Genomic DNA, 21,363 nt, shown 5'->3' with positions numbered 1-21,363 from the left:
GCCATGGGGGAGGTGGGTGAGCGGGAGTAGGGATATCCCCACCGGGGACTGCCCGGGGACTGCTTACGGTCCCTTTAGCAGGGCCTAGACTCGCGTCCGTACAGAAGTGACCCATGAGACACCGAGACCGAGGGGCGGACGTGCGGGAACCGACCGTTGTCGCGGCCGACGCGGCGGACTACTTCCAGACGTACTCCGTCGTCGGCGTGCTCGCCGTCGTCGGCGTGCTCTTCGTCGCCGTGGCGTTCACGGCCAACCGGCTGCTCAGGCCGGTCGTGCCGACGCCCGAGAAGCTCCTCACCTACGAGTGCGGCGTCGACCCCGTGGGGGAGGGCTGGGCGCACACCCAGGTCCGCTACTACGTGTACGCGTTCCTCTACGTGATCTTCGCCGTGGACTCGATCTTCCTCTTCCCCTGGGCGACGGTCTTCGCGGCGCCCGGCTACGGCGCCACGACCCTGGTCGAGATGTTCGTCTTCCTCGGCTTCCTGGCCGTGGGGCTGCTCTACGCGTACAAGAAGGGCGTCCTGACATGGACGTAACACCGCTGCCCGCACCCACGCTGGGGCCGCTCGCCCGCCTGGCGCCCGAGCCGATGAAGGTGGTCCTGAACTGGGGCCGCCGCTACAGCCTGTGGGTCTTCAACTTCGGCCTCGCCTGCTGCGCGATCGAGTTCATCGCCGCGTCGATGGCCCGGCACGACTTCATCCGGCTCGGCGTGATCCCCTTCGCGCCGGGGCCGCGCCAGGCCGACCTGATGATCGTCTCCGGCACGGTGACGGACAAGATGGCCCCGGCCGTGAAGCGCCTGTACGAGCAGATGCCCGAGCCGAAGTACGTGATCTCCTTCGGCGCCTGCTCCAACTGCGGCGGCCCGTACTGGGACTCGTACTCGGTGACGAAGGGCGTCGACCAGATCATCCCCGTCGACGTGTACGTGCCGGGCTGCCCGCCGCGCCCCGAAGCGCTCCTCCAGGGCATCCTCAAGCTCCAGGAGAAGATCGCACGCGAGAGCCTGGCGGAGCGGTACGCGAAGACCGCCTCGGTCGCGGAGCTGACGAGCCCGCTGACGCCCCCGCCGGGAGCCACGTCATGAGCGCCTTCGACTCCCTCCCCGACTCCGTCAAGGACGTCTTCGGCGAGCAGGCGACGGCGGAGCAGGCGTACGACCTGCTGACCGTCGACGTCCCGCCGGCCGCCTGGATCACGGCCCTCACCACCGCCCGCGACGAGCTGGGCTGCACCTTCTTCGACTGGCTCAGCGCGGTCGACGAACCGGGCACGGGCTTCCGCGTCTGCGCGCACGTGGTCGCCCTCGCGGCCGGCCACCCGCCGCGCCGCCTCCTCCTCCGCACGACGGTCCCGCACGAGGCCCCGGCCCTTCCGACGGCGATCGGGGTGTACGCGGGCGCGGGCTGGCACGAGCGCGAGACCCACGAGATGTTCGGCGTGGACTTCACGGGCCACCCGCACCTCGTCCCCCTCCTCCTCCCGGAGAACTTCGAGGGCCACCCGCTCCGCAAGGACTTCGTCCTCGCGGCCCGGGTCGCGAAGGCTTGGCCGGGCGCGAAGGAGCCGGGCGAGTCCCACGACGGCGGAGGCCCGAAGCGCCGCCAGATGCTCCCGCCGGGCGTACCCGACCCCAACGAGTGGGGCCCCCTCAAGGGCCAGCTCCCCCCGGCCCCGACCCGCCCGGCCCGCGCGGCGGCGGGCCGGGCCCGCGCGACCACGGAGGGCCCGGAAGCGGGCGCACCGGCACGCCGCTCCCGCTCGGTGACCGAGGGCTCGGCAAGCCGGCCGGACCCGAGCACACCGGCACGCCGCTCGCGCTCGGTGTCGGAGGGCTCGGCGAGCCAGGCGGCTCCGGAGCCGGGTGCTCCGGTGCGCCGCTCGCGCTCGGTGTCGGAGGGTTCGGCGAGCCAGGCGGCTCCGGAGCCGGGTGCTCCGGTGCGCCGCTCGCGCACGACGGCGGAGGGTTCGGCGAGCCAGGCGGCTCCGGAGCCGGGTGCTCCGGTGCGCCGCTCGCGCACGACGGCCGACGGCTCGGCGAGCCAGGCGGCTCCGGGCACCGCGACGCCCGCCGCCCCGCGCACCCGCAGCTCGGACGCCCCCTGGCACCACGCCCGCCCGGCCTTCGACGAGAAGCCCGAACAGCCGGAAGCCCCGGCCGAGGCGGCCCCGACCGCCCCGGCGGAGCCGAAGACGGCGGCCACGCCGACCGGGCCCGAGGCTCCGGCGGCTCCGGTCGCCGACGACCCGGCCGTTCCGGCCGAGGCGGGGGCCCCGGCTCAGCCCGATGGCCCGGCCACGGGGGCGACCCCGGCCGAGCCGGCCGCCCCGGCCGAGAGGGCCACGGACCCGGCGACCCCGGCTGAGCCCGACGCACCGGCGACCCCGGTCGCGCCGGGCCCGGCCGCAGGCGCCGCCCCGGCCACCCGGCCCGCCCCGGCCGAAGGCCCGCCGCCCGCGGCAGCGGAGCCCGAGGGCGGGCCGCCCGCAGGGCGGCGAGATGCCGCCGAGACCACCGAAACCACCGACCCCGCCGGAGGCGACCCCGCGTGAACGACGCACTCGACGTCGCCGTCCGGCTCCTGATCGTCTTCGGGCTGTTCCTCGTCCTGCCCCTCGTCGTCGGCCAGACCGAGCACAAGGTCATGGCCCACATGCAGGGCCGCCTCGGCCCCATGTACGCCGGCGGCTTCCACGGCTGGGCCCAGCTCGTCGCCGACGGCGTGAAGTTCGCGCAGAAGGAGGACGTCGTCCCGAAGGACGCCGACCGCCGGGTCTTCCAGCTCGCGCCGGCCGTCGCCCTTCTCCCGTACCTCCTCGTCCTCCTCGCGATCCCGATCGGGCCGAGCGAGGGCGCGGTCGGCCAGGTCGTCGACGCGGGCATCTTCTTCGTACTGGCCGTCATGGGCGTCGGCGTGCTCGGCAGCCTCATGGCCGGCTGGGCCTCCGCCAACAAGTTCTCCCTGCTCGGCGGCCTCCGTACCGCCGCCCAGCTGCTCGCCTACGAGCTCCCGATGCTGCTCGCCGCCGCCTCCGTCGCGATGGCCGCCGGCACCGTCTCCCTCCCCGGCATCCTCAACGCCTTCGAGTGGTGGTGGCTGCCCTGGCAGATCGTCGGCGCGATCGTCTTCTTCGTGGCCGGTCTCGCCGAGCTCCAGCGGCCGCCGTTCGACATGCCGGTGGCCGACTCGGAGATCATCTTCGGCGCGTACACCGAGTACACCGGCCTCCGCTTCGCGCTCTTCCTGCTCGCCGAGTACGCGGGCATCGTCGTCCTCTGCGGTCTCACCACCGTCCTCTTCCTCGGCGGCTGGCACGGCCCCTTCGGCGGCGACGGCCTCGGCTGGGTCTGGACCCTCCTCAAGACCGCCGTCCTCGCCTTCGTCGTCATCTGGCTGCGGGTCACCTACCCGCGCCTGCGCGAGGACCAGCTCCAGAAGCTCGCCTGGACGACGCTCGTCCCGCTCGCCCTCGCGCAGATCGCGCTCACCGGCATCGTGAAGGTGGCGATCCAGTAATGTCCCGCCCGTCTCCCGACCACCACCCCTCGACGACGCCCTCCGGGCGGCCCCGCTCGTTTCCCGGATCCGGCCTCGCCAAGGGACTCGCCGTCACACTCCGCACGATGACGAAGAAGACCGTCACCGCGCAGTACCCGGACGTCCAGCCCGAGCTGCCGCCCCGCACCCGCGGGGTCATCGGACTGTTCGAGGAGAACTGCACGGTCTGCATGCTCTGCGCCCGCGAGTGCCCCGACTGGTGCATCTACATCGACTCCCACAAGGAGACGGTGCCGCCCGCCGCCCCCGGCGGCCGCGAGCGCAGCCGGAACGTCCTCGACCGCTTCGCCATCGACTTCTCGCTCTGCATGTACTGCGGTATCTGCATCGAGGTCTGCCCCTTCGACGCGCTCTTCTGGTCGCCCGAGTTCGAGTACGCGGAGACCGACATCCACGAGCTCACCCACGAGCGGGACAAGCTCCGCGAGTGGATGTGGACGGTCCCCGAGCCGCCCGCGCTCGACCCGAAGGCGGAGGAACCGAAGGAGATCGCCGCGGCCCGCAAGGCAGCCGAGAAGGCGGCGGAGAAGGCGGCGGCCGAGGCAGCGGCCCAGGCGGAGGCCCAAGCAGAGGCCCGGTCCCAGGCCCCGGAGGAGCAGCAGTGATCCTGGCAGCACAAGCGGCCGCGGAGACCCCCGGTTTCCTCTCGCCCTCCGGCGTCGAGATCGCCTTCCTCCTCGTCGGCCTCGTCACCCTCGGCGCGGCCGTCGTCACCGTCACCACCCGCCAGCTCGTCCACGCCGCCCTCTGGCTGGTCGTGGCGCTCGGCGGGCTCGCCGTCGAGTACCTGCTCCTGACCGCCGAGTTCATCGCCTGGGTCCAGGTACTGATCTACGTCGGCTCCGTCGTCGTCCTCCTCCTCTTCGGCCTCATGCTCACCAAGGCCCCCATCGGCCGCTCCCCGGACGCCGACTCCGGCAACCGCCCGGTCGCCCTCGGCGTGGCGCTCGCCGCCGCCGTCGCGCTCGTCTGGGTCGTCGCCGACGCGTTCCGCACGACCTGGATCGACCTCGACGGCGCCGTCCAGGGCTCCACCGAGGTCACCGGCGCCACCCTCTTCAAGCACTGGGTGCTGCCCTTCGAGGCCCTCTCGGTGCTCCTCCTGGCCGCGCTGGTCGGCGCGATCGTCCTCTCCCGCAAGAAGGAGCAGGAGCGCTGATGCACCTCGCCTATCCCGCGGTCCTCGCCGCGCTCCTCTTCTGTGTCGGCGTGTACGGCGTCCTCGCCCGCCGCAACGCGATCCTGGTCCTGATGTCCGTCGAGCTGATGCTCAACGCCGTCAATCTCAACCTGGTCGCCTTCGACGTCTGGCTCCGCGACACCCTGCACGCCGGGCAGGCCCTCACCCTCTTCACCATCGCCGTCGCCGCCGCCGAGATCGGCATCGGCCTCGCGATCGTCCTGATGGTCCACCGCAACCGCGGCACCGCGGACGTCGACCGCCTCCGCGACACGGCGGAGCGCCCCGGATCCCCGGACGACGGAACCGCCGACGACGCGGGCGCCGCCGGGACGCCCACCGACGAGACGCCCCACGGCGAGAAGGCCGAGGCCACCGCGTGACCACCACGACCCTGGCCGTCCTCGTCCCCCTCCTGCCCTTCCTCGGCTCCGTCGCCGGACTCCTCCTGGGCCGCACCGCGCCCGGCTTCGTCCGGCCCCTCGCCGTGCTCCCGACCTTCGCGGCGGCCGTCCTCGCCGCCCTCGTCGCCGCACGGCAGGGCGGGGGCGCGGCGATCAACGCCGGCACCCAGCTCACGCCGACAGGCTCCGTCCCCATCGATCTGAGCCTGTACATCGACGGCTTCGCCGCCCTCGTCGCCGTCCTCGTCGGCGTGGTCGCGACCTGCGTGCAGATCTACTCGACGGGCTACCTCCGGGACGACCCCCGCTACCCCTCGTACGCCGCGCTCGTCTCCCTCTTCACCTCCGCGATGCTGCTCGTCGTCTACTCCGGCGACCTGATGGTGCTCCTGGTCGGCTGGGAGATCATGGGCATCTGCTCGTACTTCCTCGTCGGCCACTACTGGGAGACCCCCGAGGCGCGGGCCGCCTCCCTCAAGGCCTTCCTCGTCACCAAGCTCGGCGACGTCCCCTTCCTCATCGGTCTCTTCGCGCTCGCCGCCGACGCCGGCACCTTCCGGATCACCGGGGTCCTCGGCGCCGTCGCGAGCGGCGGCCTCGACCACCCCACCCTGATCGCGCTGCTGCTGCTCGCGGGCGTGGCCGGCAAGTCGGCGCAGTTCCCGCTGCACACCTGGCTGCCGGACGCGATGGCCGGCCCCACCCCCGTCTCCGCGCTCATCCACGCGGCGACGATGGTCGCCGCCGGCATCTACTTCACGGCCCGGCTGCTGCCCGTCTTCGCCGCCTCCGCCGCCGCGATGACGGTGCTCGCCGTCATGGCCGCGGTCACCATGGTCGGCTCGGCGCTGGCCGCGCTCGCCCAGGACGACATCAAGCGGGTCCTCGCCTACTCGACGATCGGTCAGCTCGGCTACATGGCCGGCGCGCTCGCCGTCGGCGACCGCGGGGCCGCCGCCTTCCACCTCCTCTCGCACGCCGCCTTCAAGGCGCTGCTCTTCCTCGCCGCCGGCACGGTCATCCACGCCGCCGGGACGAACTCGCTCACCGCCATGTCCCGCATGAGCGGCCTCGCCAAGCGCGTCCCCGACGCGTACTGGACGATGACCGTCGCCCTCCTCGCGCTCGCCGCGATCCCGCCGTTCGCCGGCTTCTTCTCCAAGGAAGCCGTCCTCGTGGCCGCCGAGCACACCGCGCTCGGGGACCAGACCGTCCAGCCGGCCCCCGCCGGGGCCGGCTGGACCGTCCTCGTCGCCGGGCTGCTCACCGCCCTCCTCACCGCGGCCTACGCCCTCCGCCTGTGGCTGCGCGCCTTCCGCGGCCGCGGCGCCGAGGCCCCCGACCACGGCCGCCAGCCGATCGCCATGACGACGGTCCTGTGGGTCCTCGCGATCCCCTCCCTGGGCTTCGGTCTGACCGTCACCTACCTCGACGACTGGTTCGACGGCCACGCCCTCACCCCGACCGTCACCACGGCCGTCCTGGGCACGGGCCTCGCCGCCGCCGGAGCCGTGATCACGTACGCGGTCTGGCGCACCCTCGCGGCCAGGACCCCGGTCGCCGGCCCCGTACCGCTCCCGCACGTGGCCCACCCCGACGCCGACGCCGGCCTGGTCGAGAAGGAGGCGCTGCACCTGCCGCACCCCGCCGAGGACCCGACCGACCCCGGCCGCGCCCTCCTCGGGCCGCTGCACGCCCCGGCCACCGACGGCTTCCACCTGGACGCCGTCTACCGGGCCGCGTTCGTCCGCCCCGTCCTCGCCGCCGCCTCCCTGGTCCGCTTCCTGGACCGCGAGGTCGTCGACACCTACGTCCGCGCCGCGGGCGACTCCGCCAAGGGGCTCGGCTGGCTCGTCCGCCGCGCCCAGACCGGCAACGTCCAGACCTACCTGAGCGCCCTGCTCGCCGGCTCCGTCGTCCTGGTGATCGCCGCAGTCGCCCTCGCCAACGCCGTCGCCGGAGCGTGAGCCGTGATCGATATCAGCGAATCCGTGATGCAGTTCCTTCTCGCGTTCACCGTCGTCGGCCCGCTCATCGGCGCGGCCGCCGCCCTCCTCCCGGCCCCGCCGGGGCTGAAGGGGAAGTCCCCGGACCAGGCCGTGCTCCGGCACGGCGTCACCGTCACCGGTGTGATCCTGCTGGCCGCGATCGTCCTCACGCTGGGCTTCGACCACGACCGGCCGTCGAGGATGCAGGCCACGACGGACATCACGTGGATCCCCGCACTCGACGTGCGCATCCACCTCGGCATCGACGGCATTTCCCTCCCCCTGCTGGTCCTGACCGCGCTGCTGACCTTCCTCTGCGCGCTGTACAGCTACTTCAAGATGCCGAGCGGGCCTTCCCCCAAGGCCTTCGTCGCGCTGCTCCTCGTCCTGGAGTCCGGCACCCTGGCGACCTTCGCCGTCCTCGACCTCGTCCTGTTCTTCCTGGCCTTCGAGATGGTCCTCATCCCGATGTACTTCCTCATCGCCCGCTGGGGCGGCGAGGGCAGGCAGGCCGCCGCCTGGAAGTTCATCCTCTACACGCTGCTCGGCTCCGTCGTCATGCTGCTCGGCCTGCTCCTCATCGGCGTACAGGCGGGCACCTTCGACATGCTGGCACTCGCCACTGACAACGGCCGTGGACTGAGCACGACCGTGCAGGTCACCGCCGTTCTCGCGATCGGTCTCGGGCTCGCGGTGAAGACCCCGATGTGGCCGCTGCACAGCTGGCTCCCGGACGCCCACACCGCCGCCCCCACCGTCGGCTCGGTCCTCCTCGCCGGCGTCCTGCTCAAGATGGGCACGTACGGCTTCGTCCGCATCGTCCTCCCCATCGCCCCCGACGGCATGCGGACCTTCGCGCCGTACCTCGCGGCCTTCGCCGTCGCCGGGATCGTCTACGGATCGCTCGCCTGCCTCGCCCTCGCGCGCCCCGGCGCCAAGGGAGACCTCAAGCGGCTGATCGCGTACTCCTCCGTCGGCCACATGGGCTTCGTCCTCCTCGGCATCGCCACCATGACGCCCACCGGAGTCAACGGCGCCCTCTTCGCCAACATCGCCCACGGCCTCGTCACCGGCCTCCTCTTCTTCCTGGTCGGCGCCCTCAAGGACCGGTACGGCACCGCCGACCTCGACACCCTCGCCGGGGCCACCGGCGCCGCCCTCTACGGCCGCGCCCCGCGCCTCGGCGCCCTCCTCGCGTTCGCCGCCGTCGCCTCCCTCGGCCTCCCCGGCCTGGCCGGCTTCTGGGGCGAGATGCTGGCACTCTTCGGCGCCTTCGAACCCGCCGAGGGCCTCAGCCGCCCCGCCTTCCTCACCTTCATGGCGATCGGCGCGTTCGGCACGCTGCTCACCGCCGCGTACCTCCTCATCGTCGTCCGCCGCGTCTGCATGGGCGGCCCCCGCCCGGCGGGGGAGACGGCGATCGCCGACGTCCAGGGGTACGAGTTCGCCGCCTGGACCCCGCTCGTCGCCCTCACCGTCCTCGCCGGACTCTGGCCCGCCGTCCTCCTCGGCCTCACCGACCCGGCCGTCCAGCAGCTCCTCGCCGGAGGCACCCGATGACCCCCGTGACGACGCTCGCCAGCGAGCCGAGCGAGTCGCTCGTCCAGTCCATCGACTGGCTCACGATCGCGCCCCCGACCCTCACGGCCGTGGTCGCCCTCGCCGTCCTCGTCGCCGACCTCTTCGTCCCCCCGGAGCGCAAGCGGATCCTCGGCTGGACCGCGATCGGCGGCCTCGTCGCCGCCCTCGCCCTCCTCGTCCCGCTGCGGGCCGGCGACCGCTCCACCTTCTGCCTCACCGCCGAGGCCCAGGCCCAGGGGCACGCGGCCGCGTGCAGCTACACCGCGGACCACTTCACCCTCGTCGTCCAGCTGCTCGTCCTCGGCGGCGCGCTGGTCACCGCGCTCCTCTCCCTGGACGAGACCCGCGAGAAGCTCCCGGCCGGCGAGTTCTGGTTCCTGCTGCTCTCCTCGGCCGCCGGCGCCGCCCTGCTGCCCGCCTCCCGCGACCTCGCGACGCTCGTCGTCGCCCTCGAAGTGGCCTCGCTGCCCGCCTTCGCGCTCGTCGGCCTCAAGCGCGGCGACCGCAAGTCCGGCGAGGCCGCGCTCAAGTTCTTCCTCTCCTCCGTCACCGCGACCGCCGTCACCCTGCTCGGCGTCAGCTTCGTGTACGCGGCGACCGGCACCCTCCACCTCACGGAGATCGCCCAGCGCCTCGACGAGGTCCCCGGACAGCTGGAGACGCTCGCCCAGGCCGGCGTCGCCCTCACCCTCGTCGGCTTCGCCTTCAAGACGGCCGCCGTCCCCTTCCACTTCTGGGTCCCCGACACCTACGTCGGAGCCCCGCTGCCCGTCGCCGCCTACCTCTCCGTGGTCGGCAAGGCCGTCGGCTTCACCGGCCTCATCCTCGTGACGGTCGTCGCCTTCCCCTCGTACGCGGACGTCTGGGGCCCGGCGCTCGCCGTCCTCGCCGCGCTCACGATGACCGCGGGCAACGTCGCGGCCCTCCGCCAGGTCTCCACGCGCGCGTGGAGCGCGGTCCGGCTGCTCGCCTGGTCCTCCGTCGCCCAGGCCGGCTACCTCCTGGTGCCGATCGCGGCCGCCGCGTACTCCGACGACGACCAGGTCGGCGCCACCGTCGCGTACGCCCTGATGTACGCCGTCGTGAACCTCGGCGCCTTCGCGGTCGTCGCCCTCGTCGCCCGCACCCGCCCCGCGAACCGGATCGCGGACTACCGGGGCCTGTACGCGGCCAGCCCCGCCGCCGCCCTCGCGCTGGGGTTCTTCCTCCTGAATCTGGCCGGTTTGCCCCCGGGTATCATCGGCCTCTTCGCCAAGGTGACCGTCTTCTCGTCGGCCGTCGACGCGGGCCTCGGCTGGCTGGCCGTGGTGATGGGCCTCAACGTCGTGATCGCGCTGTACTACTACCTGCGATGGACGGCACTGCTCTTCCGCGCGCCGGTGGGTGCCCCCGTCCCCCACAAGGCCTCCGTGCCGGTCACCCTGACGATCGCGCTGACCGCCGCAGGCGGAGCCGTCCTGTCGGGCTACCCGCAGTTCGCCCTCCGCTTCGCCACGGACAGCCTTTTCTGACCCCCCACAAGGAAACACCGAGGAGCAACACCCCGTGCTGAACGGATTCAAGGACTTCATACTTCGCGGCAACGTCATCTCGATGGCCATCGGTCTGGCCGTCGGAACCGCGTTCACGGCCGTCGTCACGGGCTTCAGCAAGGCCTTCATCACCCCGCTCATCGGTCTCGCCACCGGCTCCGTCGGCGACTTCAGCGAGGCGAAGTTCAGCATCGGGAAGACCGTCTTCCCCTACGGCCTCGCCATCTCCGCCGCCATAGCCTTCGTCATCACCGCCGGCGTCCTCTACTTCCTGATCGTCGCCCCGCTCGCGAAGGTCCAGGAGAAGTTCGCCAAGGAGGAGGCGGCCGACCCCAAGTCGGAGAAGCGCGACTGCCCCCGCTGTTTCACCGAGATCCCGGCCATCGCCTCCCGCTGCGCCCACTGCACCAGCGAGGTCGAGCCCACCGCCGCCCACCTGGAGAAGATCGGGGTGCCGGCGGCCCGCTAGCTCTCACAGGGCGCCCATCACCCGAACGGCCCACAGCCGCCCCCGGTACGGCCGGGGGAACCCGAGCCTCCCGCCTGGCGTTGACCAGTACGGGAGGGTCCACTGGACCAGTGGACCACCACGAAGCAAAGGGTTCCCCTGCCGCACGACTTGGAGGGCGTACCGTGCACCGCCGGCACAACGGGCTGAGGACCGCCGTCCTCCTCGGAGGGCTCTCCGCCCTCATCATCGTCATCGGCAGCTTCTTCGGCCGGACGGGGCTGATCGTCGCGCTCTTCGTGGCGCTCGGCACCAACGCGTACGCGTACTGGAACAGCGACAAGCTGGCGCTGCGGGCCATGCGGGCCCGCCCGGTCAGCGAGTTCGAGGCTCCCGCGCTGTACAAGATGGTGCGCGAGCTCTCCACGCAGGCCCGCCAGCCGATGCCGCGGCTCTACATCTCGCCGACCCAGGCACCCAACGCCTTCGCGACCGGCCGCAACCCGCGCAACGCCGCCGTCTGCTGCACCGAGGGCATCCTCGCGATCCTCGACGAGCGCGAGCTGCGCGGGGTCATCGGCCACGAGCTGAGTCACGTCTACAACCGGGACATCCTCATCTCCTCGGTCGCCGGAGCACTCGCCTCCGTGATCATGTTCCTGGTCAACTTCGCCTGGCTGATCCCCGTCGGCCGCTCCAGCGACGACGACGGCCCCGGACTCCTCGGTTACCTGCTGATCCTCATCCTGGGCCCGATCGCCGCCTCGATCATCCAGCTCGCCATCTCCCGCTCCCGCGAGTACGAGGCCGACGCCTCCGGCGCCCAGCTCACCGGCGACCCGCTCGCCCTGGCCAGCGCCCTGAAGAAGCTGGAGGCGGGAACCAAGCAGCTGCCGCTGCCGCCCGAGCCCCGGATCGAGACCGCGAGCCACATGATGATCGCCAACCCGTTCCGCCCCGGTAGGGGCATGTCCAAGATGTTCTCCACCCATCCGCCGATGGCCGAGCGCATCGCCCGGCTCGAACAGATGGCAGGTCGACGCCCGTGAAGACCATCCTCAACATCATCTGGCTGATCCTCTGCGGATTCTGGATGTTCCTCGGCTACATGCTGGCCGGAGTCCTGCTCTGCATCACGATCATCGGCATCCCCTTCGGCCTCGCCGCCTTCCGCATCGGCATCTACGCCCTGTGGCCCTTCGGGTACACGGTCGTCGACCGCCGCGACGCGGGCGCCCCCTCCTGCGTGGGCAACGTGCTGTGGCTGATCCTCGCCGGCTGGTGGCTCGCCCTCGGCCACATCGCCACCGGCATCGCCCTCTGCATCACGATCATCGGCATCCCGCTCGGCATCGCGAACTTCAAGCTGATCCCGGTCTCGCTGCTCCCTCTCGGCAAGGAGATCGTCCGCACGGACCAGGCGTACGCGGCCCGCTGATGCAGCACCCCCGCTATGCGCTGGTGCCCGCCCCCGGTGACCCCGCCCGCCACGTCCTGGCCCTCTGCAAGGACGTCGAGGGCCTCTTCGCCGCACCGGCCCGCCCCGCCAGGATCCGCTACGAGCTCCGCGGCTGCGAACCGCGCGGCGCACTGTCCCGGGCCGTCACCCAGGCGGTCGTCGAGGGCACCGCACCCTTCGGCAGGCTCGTCGTCGACCTCCACGGCACCGGCTGGGCCCTCGCGGACACCCGCGTCCTCGGCATGCGCGGCGACGTCGTCACGGTGGAGGCGGCCGGCGAGCCGCACCGCGTCCACCACCCGCCCGACGCGGTCCCGTGCGGGAACCTCGTCCGGGTCGTGCCCGCCGCACCCGAGGAGGAGACCCACACCGACGTCACCTTCGTCGGCTGCTCCCCGCGCGGCGAGCTCCGCGACGCCCTCGACGCGGGCGCCGAGGAGTTCCGGGAGGTGCGCTACCAAGGGCTCACCCGGATCGGGAACCACCACCACGAGGGCGAGGCGGGCCGGATCACCGGCTGGGACACCTCCACCCGCCACCGGGGCCTCCTCGACCTCACCCTCTCCTTCCCCCGTACGGGCCTGGTGCCGCCCGCGACCGGCGAGATATGGGACCTGTTCTGGCAGGCGAGGCCCATCGAGCCCGGCACCTGGAAGCGGTTCGCCGCCGCGGCGCGCGGCGAGTGGCTGGACCGGGCCGCCGCCCACGGCTCGTACGGCGCCCCTGAGCTCGTCCCCGGCGCCACGTACCACCTCGACGGCACCGACATCGTCGACGAGGACTCGTTCCGGTGCGCGCTGGGGGAGGCCGTACTGGGCCCCGGCCGCTGCTTCCGAGCGGGAGGCGCGGGAGCGATCGGTGCCGCGGAGATCGGCGCCGCAGCGATCGGCGAGGAGCTGTCCGGCGCCACCGTCGTCTGGCACCGCGCCGACGTGGCCCGCACCTGCCTGGGCGTCCTGCCCTACAGGGGGAACCGCCCCGCGACCTTCCAGGCGCTCGTCGACGCGCTCACGGACGCGGGGGTACGGCTCGTCCTCGACTGACCGCCCACGCCACGACCCCCGCCGCCAGGACGCCGGACCCCACGAGGACGGACCCGAGCGGCAGCGCGAAGGCGAGCACCGCGCAGCCGGTGAATCCGAGCGCGGCGAGCGGCCGGTTCCGGCCCCCCAGGGTCCAGGCGGACGCGTTCGCGATCCCGTAGTAGACGAGCACGCCGAAGGACGAGAAGCCGATCGCGGCCCGTACGTCCGCCGTCGCCGCCACCACGGCCACCACCGCGCCCACGGCGAGCTCGGCCCGGTGCGGCACCTGGAAGCGGGGGTGCACGACGGCCAGCGCGCCCGGCAGGTATCCGTCCCGCGCCATCGCCAGGGTCGTACGGGACACCCCGAGGATCAACGAGAGCAGCGAGCCGAGCGCGGCGACCGCCGCGCCCACCGTGACGAGCGGCACCAGCCACCCCGCGTCCGCCGCGCGGGCGGCGTCGGCGAGCGGCGCGGGGGAGGCGGCCAGCGCGGCGGGCCCCAGGACGGTGAGCACGCTCACCGTGACCGCCGCGTAGACGGCGAGCGCGATCCCGAGGGCCACCGGCACCGCCCGGGGGATCGTGCGGGCGGGATCGCGGACCTCCTCGCCGAGCGTGGCGATGCGCGCGTACCCCGCGAACGCGAAGAAGAGCAAACCGGCGGCCTGGAAGACCGAGCCCGCGACGACCTCTCCGCCGAGCGTCGGCCGCGCCGCCTCACCGGCCCCGAAGGACACCGCGACCACACAGGCGAGGACGGCGAGGACGACCGCCACGATGACCCGTGTCAGCAGCGCCGACTTCTGAACTCCCCGATAGTTGACGGCCGTCAGGGCCACCACGGCGGCGACCGCCACCGCGTGCGCGTGGGCGGGCCACGCGTACGCCCCGACGGTCAGCGCCATCGCCGCGCACGAGGCGGTCTTGCCGACGACGAAGGCCCAGCCGGCCAGGTATCCCCAGAACGACCCGAGACGTTCGCGACCGTACACATAGGTCCCGCCGGAGGCCGGGTAGAGGGCTGCGAGGCGGGCCGAGGCCATGGCGTTGGCGTAGGCGACGACGGCGGCGACCCCGAGCGCCGCGAGGAGCCCGGCCCCGGACCCGGCCGCACCGGCCGCCGGCCCGAGCGCGACGAAGATGCCTGCCCCGACCATCGAGCCGAGCCCGATCACGACCGCGTCGAAGACGCCGAGCGACCGGCGCAGTTCCTCTGTCATGGACATCAGACTAGGCGGTCACCAACCGGTCTCCCGCAGGGTGATGTTGAGCCGCCCGACCAGACCGAGCGCCGGATCCGCCGTCCCCGGGCGGACGGTGGGCACCCCGTGATGGACCCACCGCGAGGCCCCGCCGAAGACGAAGAGGTCGCCGGAGAGCAGCTCGACGTCCCGGTAGGGCCGGCCGCGGTTCTCCGTGTTCCCGAAGCGGAAGACACACCGGTCCCCGAGGCTCAACGACACCACGGGAGCCCCGGACCGCTCTTCCTTGTCCTGGTGCATGCCCATCTTCGCGCCGGCCCCGTAGAAGTTCACGAGCGCGGTATCGGGAGCGAAGTCCCAACTCTCCCCGTACGCCTCGACGACCGCCTCCCGCCCCAACGCGACGAGCCAGTCGGGCAGTTCGACGCCGACGGAGTCGAGATAGCGGTACGGCTCCCACCGCCGGCCCAGGGACAGCGACCGGACCGACATGACGCCCCCGCCCGGCAGCACGGTCCGCCGGTACCGATCCGGCCCCCGCCCCCACTCCCGGCAGGCGTCCACCAACTCCCGCTGCCGCGCGAGCGGCAGCCACCCGGGCACGTGCACGGCCCCGGGCGCGACGACGGCCCGCTCGCGGGGGAAGAGCCCCTCGCTCACACGGACCCCGCCGGACCACCCTCGAGCCCCAGCAGCCGCTGCTTGCTCTCCAGCCCGGCGGCGTACCCGCGCAGGCTCCCGTCGGCCCCGATCACCCGGTGGCAGGGCCGCACCACGAGCAGCGGATTGCGCCCGATCGCGGTGCCCACGGCCCGCACCCCGGCCCCGGAGGAGCCGACGAGCCGGGCGACGTCCCCGTAGGACACGGTCGTCCCGTACGGGATCTCCTCCAGGGCACGCCAGACGCGCCGCTGGAACTCCGTACCGCCACTCACGTCGTACGGGATGTCGAACCGGTCCCGCCGCCCGGCGAAGTACTCGCCCAGCTGCCGGGCCGCCTCGGTGAAAGCCTCGGGCGCGTGCGTCCACCCGTCCTCGACCTCGACGCCGCCCTTCTGCCCCGGCAGGGACAGCGAGCGCAGCACGGCACGGCCCCCTTCGGCGAGCTGCCCGACCAGCAGCATCTCGCCCAGGGGGCCGTCGACGTACGCGTACACGGTCATGACTGGTTCCTCTCCCCGCACGGGTCTCTCACGACCCAGTGTGCGGGGCCCGCCACCCTTCCGGCTGGCGGAATTCGGACACCGGCCTCGACGGTCAGCGGTAGTTCACGTACCGCCCGCACGAGTCTCTGACCTGCACTGAGCCCCGGGAAGGGGGCTTGACGTGCAGAAACTACTCACAGTGATTTCCGCAATTTCGCAGCGTTATCCGTGGTCGTGTGCCCTTGCTGTGCCCTCGCGCGCGCCCCCTTCGGGAGCGATCCACGCCCTGTGGACGCGAGCGGCGCCGCCCGGTGTGTCACCACCGAACGGCGCCTTGATCCGAACCCTTCGCATCAAGGAGTCCCGACCATGAGCACGAACGTACCGTCCGCCTTGTGCGGGGCCAGGCGCCCCGGGTGGGAGCAGGGGCCGGCCATCGGCATCAACCGCATCCCCTGCATCCTGTCCGCCGGACACGAGGGCGAGCACGGCAACGCCTTCGGCCAGACCTGGCCTGCCACCGCGCCGCTCACGACGGCGCTGCTGCTGCTCGCCGACCGCTTGCACGGCCACCGACCGGCCGCGGCCATGACCGAGGCACTGCGCCGCGCCCAGGCCCTCGTCATCGCCGACCGGCTGCACGAGGGCGACGCCGTCGACGAGGCCGAGCGGGAGCTGCTCGCCCTGCTGCCGACTGTCACCGGACAGACCCGCGGCGAGTACGCCGCGCTGCTGCGGACCGTAGCCGAGGAGGTCGGCCGGTGAGCACTCCGCCGAAGACTGGCAAGCGGATGAGCGTCCGCGTCGACAACGCGCTGTCCGACGACCTCGCCGCCGTCATGCAGACCGGTATGACGGCGTCCGACGCCGTCCGCCTTGCGGTCGGATTCCTTGCCCACGGGTACCGCGATCTGTGGGAGCAGGGCGTCTATCCCGAGGGTGTCGCACCCACCCGGATGCGGCTCACGTCGCCACCGTACGACGGGCGTCCCACGCCGTCCGACACGACCGGCTAAACCCCTACGACGAGGCCCTCGGAGCGCTGCCCGGGGCCTCGTCATGCCAATGCAGGTGCCTTGGGCCCCGCGGCGGGAGACGCCCCGGAGGGGTAGCCGCCCCGCTCCGGCCTATCCGGTGGTTGGCGACCGGGACACGCTTACGCGCGCGTTCTCGCCTCTCATGGCCTGCGGCCAGCGGCCGTCGATGACACGTGCCGCAGTTCGGCAGTCGCCACAGGCGTTCTCCCGCTCTGGCAGCCACCAGTAGTCGGAGGGCGCCATGTCGGCTTTCTGGATCCCGCACAGCGTCGTGTCGTAGGCGCCGAAGGCGTGGGAGACATCGGAGGGAAGGCCGTCAGCGACAGCCCTCTCCCAGCGCATGTCGATGTGCTGGTACGAGGGCCGCGCGACCTCGAACCACTCGCCACCCACATGGGTCGAGGCGTGGCACCAGGAGCAGGACCAGATCTCCTCTTCCCAGACAGTCGCGGGCACAGGCCACCGCCACATCGGCCGTCCACACACATCGCACTCCACGGGCGGATCCTCACACACCTACGAATACGGCCCCCACCCACCAGGGCAAGGAGCACGTGGGTAGTCCGGATTGCGCCGGGCCGAGAAGAGGCGTGCGCGCACCGGAGGGCTGGACTTTCGCGCACTCCTCCCCGTGACGATCCCTCCACGGTAGGTTCACCTGATCACCACAGCAGAAGCACCGGAGCCCACCGTGACCCAGCCGCCCCCGTACGGCCCGCAGCAGCCTCCGCCGCCCGGTTGGGGACCCCCGCCGCCCGGCCAGCCCTACCCTGGCCCTTACGGCCCCCCGCCGCCGAAGAAGGGCATGGGGGCCGGGGCGATCGTCGCCATCGTCCTCGGCAGCATCTTTGGCTTGATCGTCCTCCTCGGAGTCGTTGGCGCCCTCATCGGCGACGACAGCAAGGACACCGGAAGCACCGCGGCGCCGTCCCGGACCGCCACCGATGCGCCGGCTCCGAAGAAGAGCAAGGCCGCCCCGACGACCGAGGCCCCTAAGGAGGAGCCTGCCGCCGATGCGCCGGTGAAGGTCACGGCGAAGACGACGACGTTCAAGCCGAGCGTCCTCCACGACGGTGGCGCGTTCACCAGCGTCAAGGTGACCGTGACGAACAACAGCGACGAGAAGATCGACATCAACCCGCTGTACTTCGCCATCACCGACACCAACGGCAGCAAGCACACTGCCGAGCTCGGCATGGACGAGAACCAGATGGACACCGTCGACCTCGCGCCCGGCGAGAACATCACCGGTGTGATCACCGGCGAGGGGAAGTTCACCCCGGCCTATGTGACGTACACCGAGGGTCTCTTCGGGGATGGCATCCGCGGCAACGTGGGCTGACCCTGTTGGACATGTAGTCGAGAACGGCCCCCGAGAGCGAACGTGGCTATCGGGGGCCATTCCGGCTCTTCGTCCATGGCCCGCGGTGACCACGCACGAACAGCGCTCAGGGGCCGAGCAGTCCGGGTGCGGCGCCGCAGTCGCTCGGCGGCGGCTTGCCACAATCCGGCGAGCCCTTCGGGTGGTAGTACGCATCCGGCCGGGCCCCGCTCGCAGAGAACGCGGAAACCGTCGTGTACGGCCCCACGATCGGCTGATCGCAGCGGGCGCAGAGCCGCGCACGGTACGGGGTCGTCATGACACGCCTCCGGGGTGTCTCTTGCACGCTCGGGGGAACCACTGAGTCACCCAGTCGGCCCGTCGATAGCGGCGGGGGCCGAGGTCGATGACCGCGCCGGCGGCGAGCGTGACGCCGCACCACACGCAGTCCTGGCCGCGCTGCTGCCGCTGGGTGAGGGTGCCGATGCGCGGTAACTCAACGGCCGTCAGATCGTCTGTCGTCGTCGCCATGACCGGGACGGTAGGACGGCCGGTTGCGGGCGTGCCGGGCGATTGCGTTGGATTGCGCGAGGCGTCGGATGCGTTGGGTGCGGTTGCTCACGCGGGGGCGAGAGAGCCCCGTACGCGGCCGATGAGGCGTCGCGCGTGCTCACCGTGGACGGCGGCGTCGGCGAGCCAGTCCCAGGCCCGTTCATAGGTTGCGAGCGAGTCGTCGTCAGCGAGCCACATCTCGGTTCCGATGGTCTCGACGATGACGAGGCGCCGGTCGTAGATCCAGAATCCGTGACTCGGCGCGCGGCGCAGTTCGGCGCCGAGGGGGATGATGCCGAGTTCGATGGTGTCCAGGCCGATCACGCTCATGAGCCGGTCGAGCTGCGCGGCGTGCACGCGGGGCGGGACGGTCCGGGCGTGCAGCGCGGGTTCCCAGACCAGGAAGTGAAACGTCTTGTCTGGGTCGTACAGGGCCTCTTGGCGGCGGATACGGGCGCGGACCGCGTCGTCCACGTTCCGGACGACCTGGCGGAACTCGGCGGCGGCCGTCAACGTGTGGCGGGCGTAGTCCGGGGTCTGGAGCAGGCCGGGGATCCGGACGGCCTCGACGGCCCGGGTCATCTGGGTGTCCGCGGTCTCGGCGATGCCCTGTTCCTGGCGGGCCAGGTGGCCGGCGGCGAGCTGGCGGCGCCATGACCGGTAGCGGCTTTCCAGGCCGGACAGGCGTCCTCGGAGTTCGGCGGTCGCGTCCGGGCGGCCGACTGCCGCGGCCCATGCGTCGAGGTCGGCCACGGTGGGGGTCTGCTTGCCGTTCTGTAACCGGCTGACCTTGGACCGCTGCCAGCCGAGGCGTTCGGCGAGGGTCTTGCCGTCGAGGCCGGCCTCGACGCGCAGCTCGCGGAGCCTCGCGCCGAGGGTGTCCCGGCCGTTCTGGAAGTCCGTACTCACATGGCCGAACGTACCCGCTGCGCGTACTCGCGGGTGGGGGTTGCGTGGTGCCATGCGGCGTCGCGGGCCTGGCAGGCCGCCGCGATGTCGGCGGGGTCCTCGCTGAGGATGACGCCGAGGGTGGTGTCGTCCTCGTCGAAGACGAACCGGGCCAGGATGCGGGAGTCGAAGAGCCAGAAGTCGTGGTCCGGCAGGTTGAGCCGCTCGGCCTCGGCGCGGGGAAGGTTGCGGATGTCCTCGCCCGCGTCGACGTTGCCGAGGCCGGAGTCGAGGAGGAACCGTTGCCCCTCGGTCAGGGGCTCGTCGACGAGGCGGACCCGCTCGAACCGCTTCCCCTCGGCGCGGGCGGCAGCGACGTTCTCACGCCAGGCGTCCAGTGGCTCGGCGGCGATGTCGGCGCCGGCCTTCCACCGTGCCCACTTGGGGCTGTTGCGGTCGGTGGCGTAGCCGCGGCGGGTCTCCAGTCGCCAGGCGGTGTGCCTGAACTCGCGGAACAGGTGGGCGATCTCGGCGAAGGGGATCACCTCGCGGGCCTCGGTGCGCGGGGCGAAGCGGACGAGGAGGTCTCGGGGCACGGTCACGAACGTCTCGGACTCCTTGACGTGGCGGAGCTCGGCGAGCTGCTCGGGATCGGTGACGCGGTCACCCTGGACGAGGATGTCGGTCGTGCCCTCGACCTCATAGAGAGTGGGGCAGTCGCCGTCGTCGCTGGTCGTGCCGATGAACCTGAGCGCGGGCATGGTGGGCTCTCCGTTCGGTCGGGGAGTCCAGCATGATCGGAACTTGCGCTGTGTGCTGCCGAGTTGCTCAAGATTGCGCGGGTCTGCCTCTTTGTGGGGCGTTGCGCGCAACGCTGGACACGAGGAAGCCGCCCCCTCCGACCGAAGGTGAAGGGGGCGCACGTCAGGCCCTACGCGGCGGTCCGGCTCTGCCGCTGGTCGAAGATGAACTCCGCCCCATCATGGGTGGCGTAGGCCACCTCATAGGAGACCTTGCCGTTGTTCTCGACCTTGATCTCGAACAGGCCAGCCTTCTGGTACGTCCTGCGCGGCATGTTCTGGTTCGAGCCGAACCGGGACAGCTGCTTGCGGAAGATCCCCAGCTCGACGAGCCAGTTCGTCATGTCCTTGACGGGCATGTCGAGCATGTCGGCGATGGCCGTCATGCCGATCAGGCCCTCCGAGTTCATGAAGGCGTCCCACTTGCTTGCCTTGGGAGCCAGGACCTTGTTCTCGGCCTCCAGCGCCTTGTTCTCCCGGACCTTGCCGAGGAGGGCAACGAGCGCCTCCTCGAAGTCCTGGGGAAGCGCCGGTGCCGCGACCGTGGCGGTCTCTGCCTTCCTGGTCTGCACGGCGAAGTACGTCTGGGCCGCCGCGACCTCTGGCTTCCGGGGGTCACCGTTCATGGCGACCATGTACGCGCCGTACCGCGTCAGTTTGTAGTTCAGCCGCAGGGTATTGCCGGACGCTTCGGGGCGCTCCGAAGCGTGCAGGTCAGCGGTCTGCCCGCTGTTTGTGATGGCGACCTTCGCGCGCTCGATGGAGTTACGGAAGTCCTCCCAGCGGAGGTAGCCAAGGAGGGGCTGGAGGTCGCGGGCGGACCACCACTCCCCGGTGTCGTCCGTTCGGCGGATTTTATCGAACGGGGAGGCCCCGGGGTTGCTGTTGGACGCGGAGACGATAGGGTGGTCGTTAACCAAGGAGTTGCTCCTCCAGGTCATTTGCCCTTGCGCTGGCTGCATCCTGCGTGAGGGCGTTCTTCTGTGCACCTTCGATTCGAAGGCGCCTGACTGTTCACCAGATTAGAGCAGCGTCGCGTCATCTGCTGATCGGGTTTGGTCGCATCGGTGGCACTCGGTGCCTTGATCGATCAATGCCCCGTAACCTTCCAGATAGAACTGCTCGTCGAGCATTGCGAGAGTGGCACCTTGTGTCGCCAACACCCCATCCGATAGGGCGATATGTGGTGCAACTCTCATGTCGCGTTCGCCCTCGGTGAGATAGAGCACC

General features: G+C 71.8%; 24 protein-coding genes. 17 read left to right on the top strand and 7 right to left on the bottom strand.

Annotation, left to right across the window (positions count from 1 at the left end; all coding sequences use genetic code 11):
* The first annotated feature begins 113 nt into the window (after window positions 1–113).
* From DEJ46_RS16260 to DEJ46_RS16195, 14 genes are all read left to right on the top strand, one after another.
* Window positions 114–542 carry an NADH-quinone oxidoreductase subunit A gene (locus DEJ46_RS16260; RefSeq protein WP_174867584.1) on the top strand — a complete coding sequence of 143 codons (429 nt, stop codon included), beginning with the start codon at window positions 114–116 and terminating at the stop codon, window positions 540–542.
* Window positions 533–1,096, top strand: a complete 564-nt coding sequence (locus DEJ46_RS16255) for an NADH-quinone oxidoreductase subunit B (protein WP_150267180.1) — start codon at window positions 533–535, stop codon at window positions 1,094–1,096. The genes DEJ46_RS16260 and DEJ46_RS16255 overlap by 10 nt, the downstream gene beginning before the upstream one ends.
* Window positions 1,093–2,562 carry an NADH-quinone oxidoreductase subunit C gene (locus DEJ46_RS16250; protein ID WP_150267178.1) on the top strand — a complete coding sequence of 490 codons (1,470 nt, stop codon included), beginning with the start codon at window positions 1,093–1,095 and terminating at the stop codon, window positions 2,560–2,562. The genes DEJ46_RS16255 and DEJ46_RS16250 overlap by 4 nt, the downstream gene beginning before the upstream one ends.
* Window positions 2,559–3,527 (top strand): complex I subunit 1/NuoH family protein, encoded by a 969-nt coding sequence (locus DEJ46_RS16245; RefSeq protein WP_150267176.1) that lies wholly within the window; start codon window positions 2,559–2,561, stop codon window positions 3,525–3,527. The genes DEJ46_RS16250 and DEJ46_RS16245 overlap by 4 nt, the downstream gene beginning before the upstream one ends.
* A 107-nt stretch (window positions 3,528–3,634) precedes the next feature.
* Complete coding sequence (locus DEJ46_RS16240; protein ID WP_150267174.1) at window positions 3,635–4,174, top strand: 4Fe-4S binding protein; 540 nt, start codon at window positions 3,635–3,637, stop codon at window positions 4,172–4,174.
* Window positions 4,171–4,728 carry an NADH-quinone oxidoreductase subunit J gene (locus DEJ46_RS16235; RefSeq protein ID WP_223834664.1) on the top strand — a complete coding sequence of 186 codons (558 nt, stop codon included), beginning with the start codon at window positions 4,171–4,173 and terminating at the stop codon, window positions 4,726–4,728. The genes DEJ46_RS16240 and DEJ46_RS16235 overlap by 4 nt, the downstream gene beginning before the upstream one ends.
* Window positions 4,728–5,132, top strand: coding sequence for an NADH-quinone oxidoreductase subunit NuoK (gene nuoK, locus DEJ46_RS16230; protein WP_150267172.1), 405 nt, complete (start codon window positions 4,728–4,730; stop codon window positions 5,130–5,132). The genes DEJ46_RS16235 and nuoK overlap by 1 nt, the downstream gene beginning before the upstream one ends.
* Window positions 5,129–7,120, top strand: a complete 1,992-nt coding sequence (locus DEJ46_RS16225; RefSeq protein ID WP_150267169.1) for an NADH-quinone oxidoreductase subunit L — start codon at window positions 5,129–5,131, stop codon at window positions 7,118–7,120. The genes nuoK and DEJ46_RS16225 overlap by 4 nt, the downstream gene beginning before the upstream one ends.
* 27 nt (window positions 7,121–7,147) lie before the next feature.
* A complete protein-coding gene (locus tag DEJ46_RS16220; protein WP_150274471.1) occupies window positions 7,148–8,701 on the top strand; it encodes a NuoM family protein in 1,554 nt (517 codons plus the stop codon).
* Window positions 8,698–10,233 (top strand): NADH-quinone oxidoreductase subunit N, encoded by a 1,536-nt coding sequence (locus tag DEJ46_RS16215; protein WP_150267167.1) that lies wholly within the window; start codon window positions 8,698–8,700, stop codon window positions 10,231–10,233. The genes DEJ46_RS16220 and DEJ46_RS16215 overlap by 4 nt, the downstream gene beginning before the upstream one ends.
* 34 nt (window positions 10,234–10,267) lie before the next feature.
* The gene (gene mscL, locus DEJ46_RS16210; RefSeq protein ID WP_150267165.1) at window positions 10,268–10,723 is read left to right on the top strand and encodes a large conductance mechanosensitive channel protein MscL; all 456 of its coding nucleotides are present in this window, start codon (window positions 10,268–10,270) and stop codon (window positions 10,721–10,723) included.
* 164 nt (window positions 10,724–10,887) lie between these two features.
* Complete coding sequence (gene htpX, locus DEJ46_RS16205) at window positions 10,888–11,751, top strand: zinc metalloprotease HtpX (protein ID WP_150267163.1); 864 nt, start codon at window positions 10,888–10,890, stop codon at window positions 11,749–11,751.
* Window positions 11,748–12,140, top strand: a complete 393-nt coding sequence (locus DEJ46_RS16200; RefSeq protein WP_150267161.1) for a YccF domain-containing protein — start codon at window positions 11,748–11,750, stop codon at window positions 12,138–12,140. Before htpX ends, DEJ46_RS16200 begins: the two co-directional genes overlap by 4 nt.
* On the top strand, window positions 12,140–13,204 hold the full coding sequence (locus DEJ46_RS16195) for a hypothetical protein (RefSeq protein ID WP_150267159.1): 1,065 nt from the start codon (window positions 12,140–12,142) through the stop codon (window positions 13,202–13,204). Before DEJ46_RS16200 ends, DEJ46_RS16195 begins: the two co-directional genes overlap by 1 nt.
* Here DEJ46_RS16195 and DEJ46_RS16190 read toward each other — a convergent pair.
* The 3 genes from DEJ46_RS16190 to DEJ46_RS16180 are packed head-to-tail and all read right to left on the bottom strand — an operon-like array spanning window position 13,170 to window position 15,553.
* Window positions 13,170–14,408: an APC family permease gene (locus tag DEJ46_RS16190; protein WP_150267157.1), complete on the bottom strand. Its 1,239-nt coding sequence runs from the start codon at window positions 14,406–14,408 to the stop codon at window positions 13,170–13,172. The two genes, DEJ46_RS16195 and DEJ46_RS16190, sit on opposite strands and share 35 nt — an antisense overlap.
* Window positions 14,409–14,426: 18 nt before the next feature.
* The gene (locus DEJ46_RS16185) at window positions 14,427–15,050 is read right to left on the bottom strand and encodes an alpha-ketoglutarate-dependent dioxygenase AlkB family protein (RefSeq protein WP_150267155.1); all 624 of its coding nucleotides are present in this window, start codon (window positions 15,048–15,050) and stop codon (window positions 14,427–14,429) included.
* Window positions 15,047–15,553 (bottom strand): methylated-DNA--[protein]-cysteine S-methyltransferase, encoded by a 507-nt coding sequence (locus DEJ46_RS16180; protein ID WP_150267153.1) that lies wholly within the window; start codon window positions 15,551–15,553, stop codon window positions 15,047–15,049. The genes DEJ46_RS16185 and DEJ46_RS16180 overlap by 4 nt, the downstream gene beginning before the upstream one ends.
* 351 nt (window positions 15,554–15,904) lie before the next feature.
* Here DEJ46_RS16180 and DEJ46_RS39920 point away from each other — a divergent pair, with 351 nt between their 5' ends.
* The 3 genes from DEJ46_RS39920 to DEJ46_RS16160 all read left to right on the top strand — a co-directional run bounded on the left by DEJ46_RS39920 (window position 15,905) and on the right by DEJ46_RS16160 (window position 17,914).
* Window positions 15,905–16,300: a hypothetical protein gene (locus DEJ46_RS39920; protein ID WP_223834662.1), complete on the top strand. Its 396-nt coding sequence runs from the start codon at window positions 15,905–15,907 to the stop codon at window positions 16,298–16,300.
* Window positions 16,297–16,551 carry a hypothetical protein gene (locus DEJ46_RS16170; protein WP_150267151.1) on the top strand — a complete coding sequence of 85 codons (255 nt, stop codon included), beginning with the start codon at window positions 16,297–16,299 and terminating at the stop codon, window positions 16,549–16,551. Before DEJ46_RS39920 ends, DEJ46_RS16170 begins: the two co-directional genes overlap by 4 nt.
* Window positions 16,552–17,425: 874 nt before the next feature.
* On the top strand, window positions 17,426–17,914 hold the full coding sequence (locus tag DEJ46_RS16160) for a DUF4352 domain-containing protein (RefSeq protein WP_223834660.1): 489 nt from the start codon (window positions 17,426–17,428) through the stop codon (window positions 17,912–17,914).
* A 294-nt stretch (window positions 17,915–18,208) separates the two neighbouring features.
* Here DEJ46_RS16160 and DEJ46_RS16155 read toward each other — a convergent pair whose 3' ends face one another.
* From DEJ46_RS16155 to DEJ46_RS16140, 4 genes are all read right to left on the bottom strand, one after another.
* A complete protein-coding gene (locus DEJ46_RS16155) occupies window positions 18,209–18,424 on the bottom strand; it encodes a hypothetical protein (protein ID WP_150267145.1) in 216 nt (71 codons plus the stop codon).
* An 87-nt stretch (window positions 18,425–18,511) separates the two neighbouring features.
* Window positions 18,512–19,354, bottom strand: a complete 843-nt coding sequence (locus tag DEJ46_RS16150) for a helix-turn-helix domain-containing protein (protein ID WP_150267144.1) — start codon at window positions 19,352–19,354, stop codon at window positions 18,512–18,514.
* The gene (locus DEJ46_RS16145) at window positions 19,351–20,094 is read right to left on the bottom strand and encodes a DUF6879 family protein (protein WP_150267142.1); all 744 of its coding nucleotides are present in this window, start codon (window positions 20,092–20,094) and stop codon (window positions 19,351–19,353) included. The genes DEJ46_RS16150 and DEJ46_RS16145 overlap by 4 nt, the downstream gene beginning before the upstream one ends.
* 170 nt (window positions 20,095–20,264) lie before the next feature.
* Complete coding sequence (locus DEJ46_RS16140; RefSeq protein WP_190622678.1) at window positions 20,265–21,053, bottom strand: phage antirepressor KilAC domain-containing protein; 789 nt, start codon at window positions 21,051–21,053, stop codon at window positions 20,265–20,267.
* Window positions 21,054–21,363: the final 310 nt, after the last annotated feature.

Source organism: Streptomyces venezuelae (assembly GCF_008642375.1).
Lineage (GTDB): Bacteria > Actinomycetota > Actinomycetes > Streptomycetales > Streptomycetaceae > Streptomyces > Streptomyces venezuelae_G.
This window is presented reverse-complemented; position numbering and strand designations above follow the sequence as displayed.

What these genes read in the sequence shown, in the direction of transcription:
- DEJ46_RS16260 (WP_174867584.1), top strand. Translation starts at nt 114, where the DNA reads ATGAGACACCGAGACCGAGGGGCGGACGTGCGGGAACCGACCGTTGTC.
- DEJ46_RS16255 (WP_150267180.1), top strand. Translation starts at nt 533, where the DNA reads ATGGACGTAACACCGCTGCCCGCACCCACGCTGGGGCCGCTCGCCCGC.
- DEJ46_RS16250 (WP_150267178.1), top strand. Translation starts at nt 1,093, where the DNA reads ATGAGCGCCTTCGACTCCCTCCCCGACTCCGTCAAGGACGTCTTCGGC.
- DEJ46_RS16240 (WP_150267174.1), top strand. Translation starts at nt 3,635, where the DNA reads ATGACGAAGAAGACCGTCACCGCGCAGTACCCGGACGTCCAGCCCGAG.
- nuoK (WP_150267172.1), top strand. Translation starts at nt 4,728, where the DNA reads ATGCACCTCGCCTATCCCGCGGTCCTCGCCGCGCTCCTCTTCTGTGTC.
- DEJ46_RS16220 (WP_150274471.1), top strand. Translation starts at nt 7,148, where the DNA reads ATGCAGTTCCTTCTCGCGTTCACCGTCGTCGGCCCGCTCATCGGCGCG.
- DEJ46_RS16215 (WP_150267167.1), top strand. Translation starts at nt 8,698, where the DNA reads ATGACCCCCGTGACGACGCTCGCCAGCGAGCCGAGCGAGTCGCTCGTC.
- DEJ46_RS16195 (WP_150267159.1), top strand. Translation starts at nt 12,140, where the DNA reads ATGCAGCACCCCCGCTATGCGCTGGTGCCCGCCCCCGGTGACCCCGCC.
- DEJ46_RS16190 (WP_150267157.1), bottom strand. Translation starts at nt 14,408, where the DNA reads ATGACAGAGGAACTGCGCCGGTCGCTCGGCGTCTTCGACGCGGTCGTG.
- DEJ46_RS16180 (WP_150267153.1), bottom strand. Translation starts at nt 15,553, where the DNA reads ATGACCGTGTACGCGTACGTCGACGGCCCCCTGGGCGAGATGCTGCTG.
- DEJ46_RS39920 (WP_223834662.1), top strand. Translation starts at nt 15,905, where the DNA reads ATGAGCACGAACGTACCGTCCGCCTTGTGCGGGGCCAGGCGCCCCGGG.
- DEJ46_RS16155 (WP_150267145.1), bottom strand. Translation starts at nt 18,424, where the DNA reads ATGGCGACGACGACAGACGATCTGACGGCCGTTGAGTTACCGCGCATC.
- DEJ46_RS16145 (WP_150267142.1), bottom strand. Translation starts at nt 20,094, where the DNA reads ATGCCCGCGCTCAGGTTCATCGGCACGACCAGCGACGACGGCGACTGC.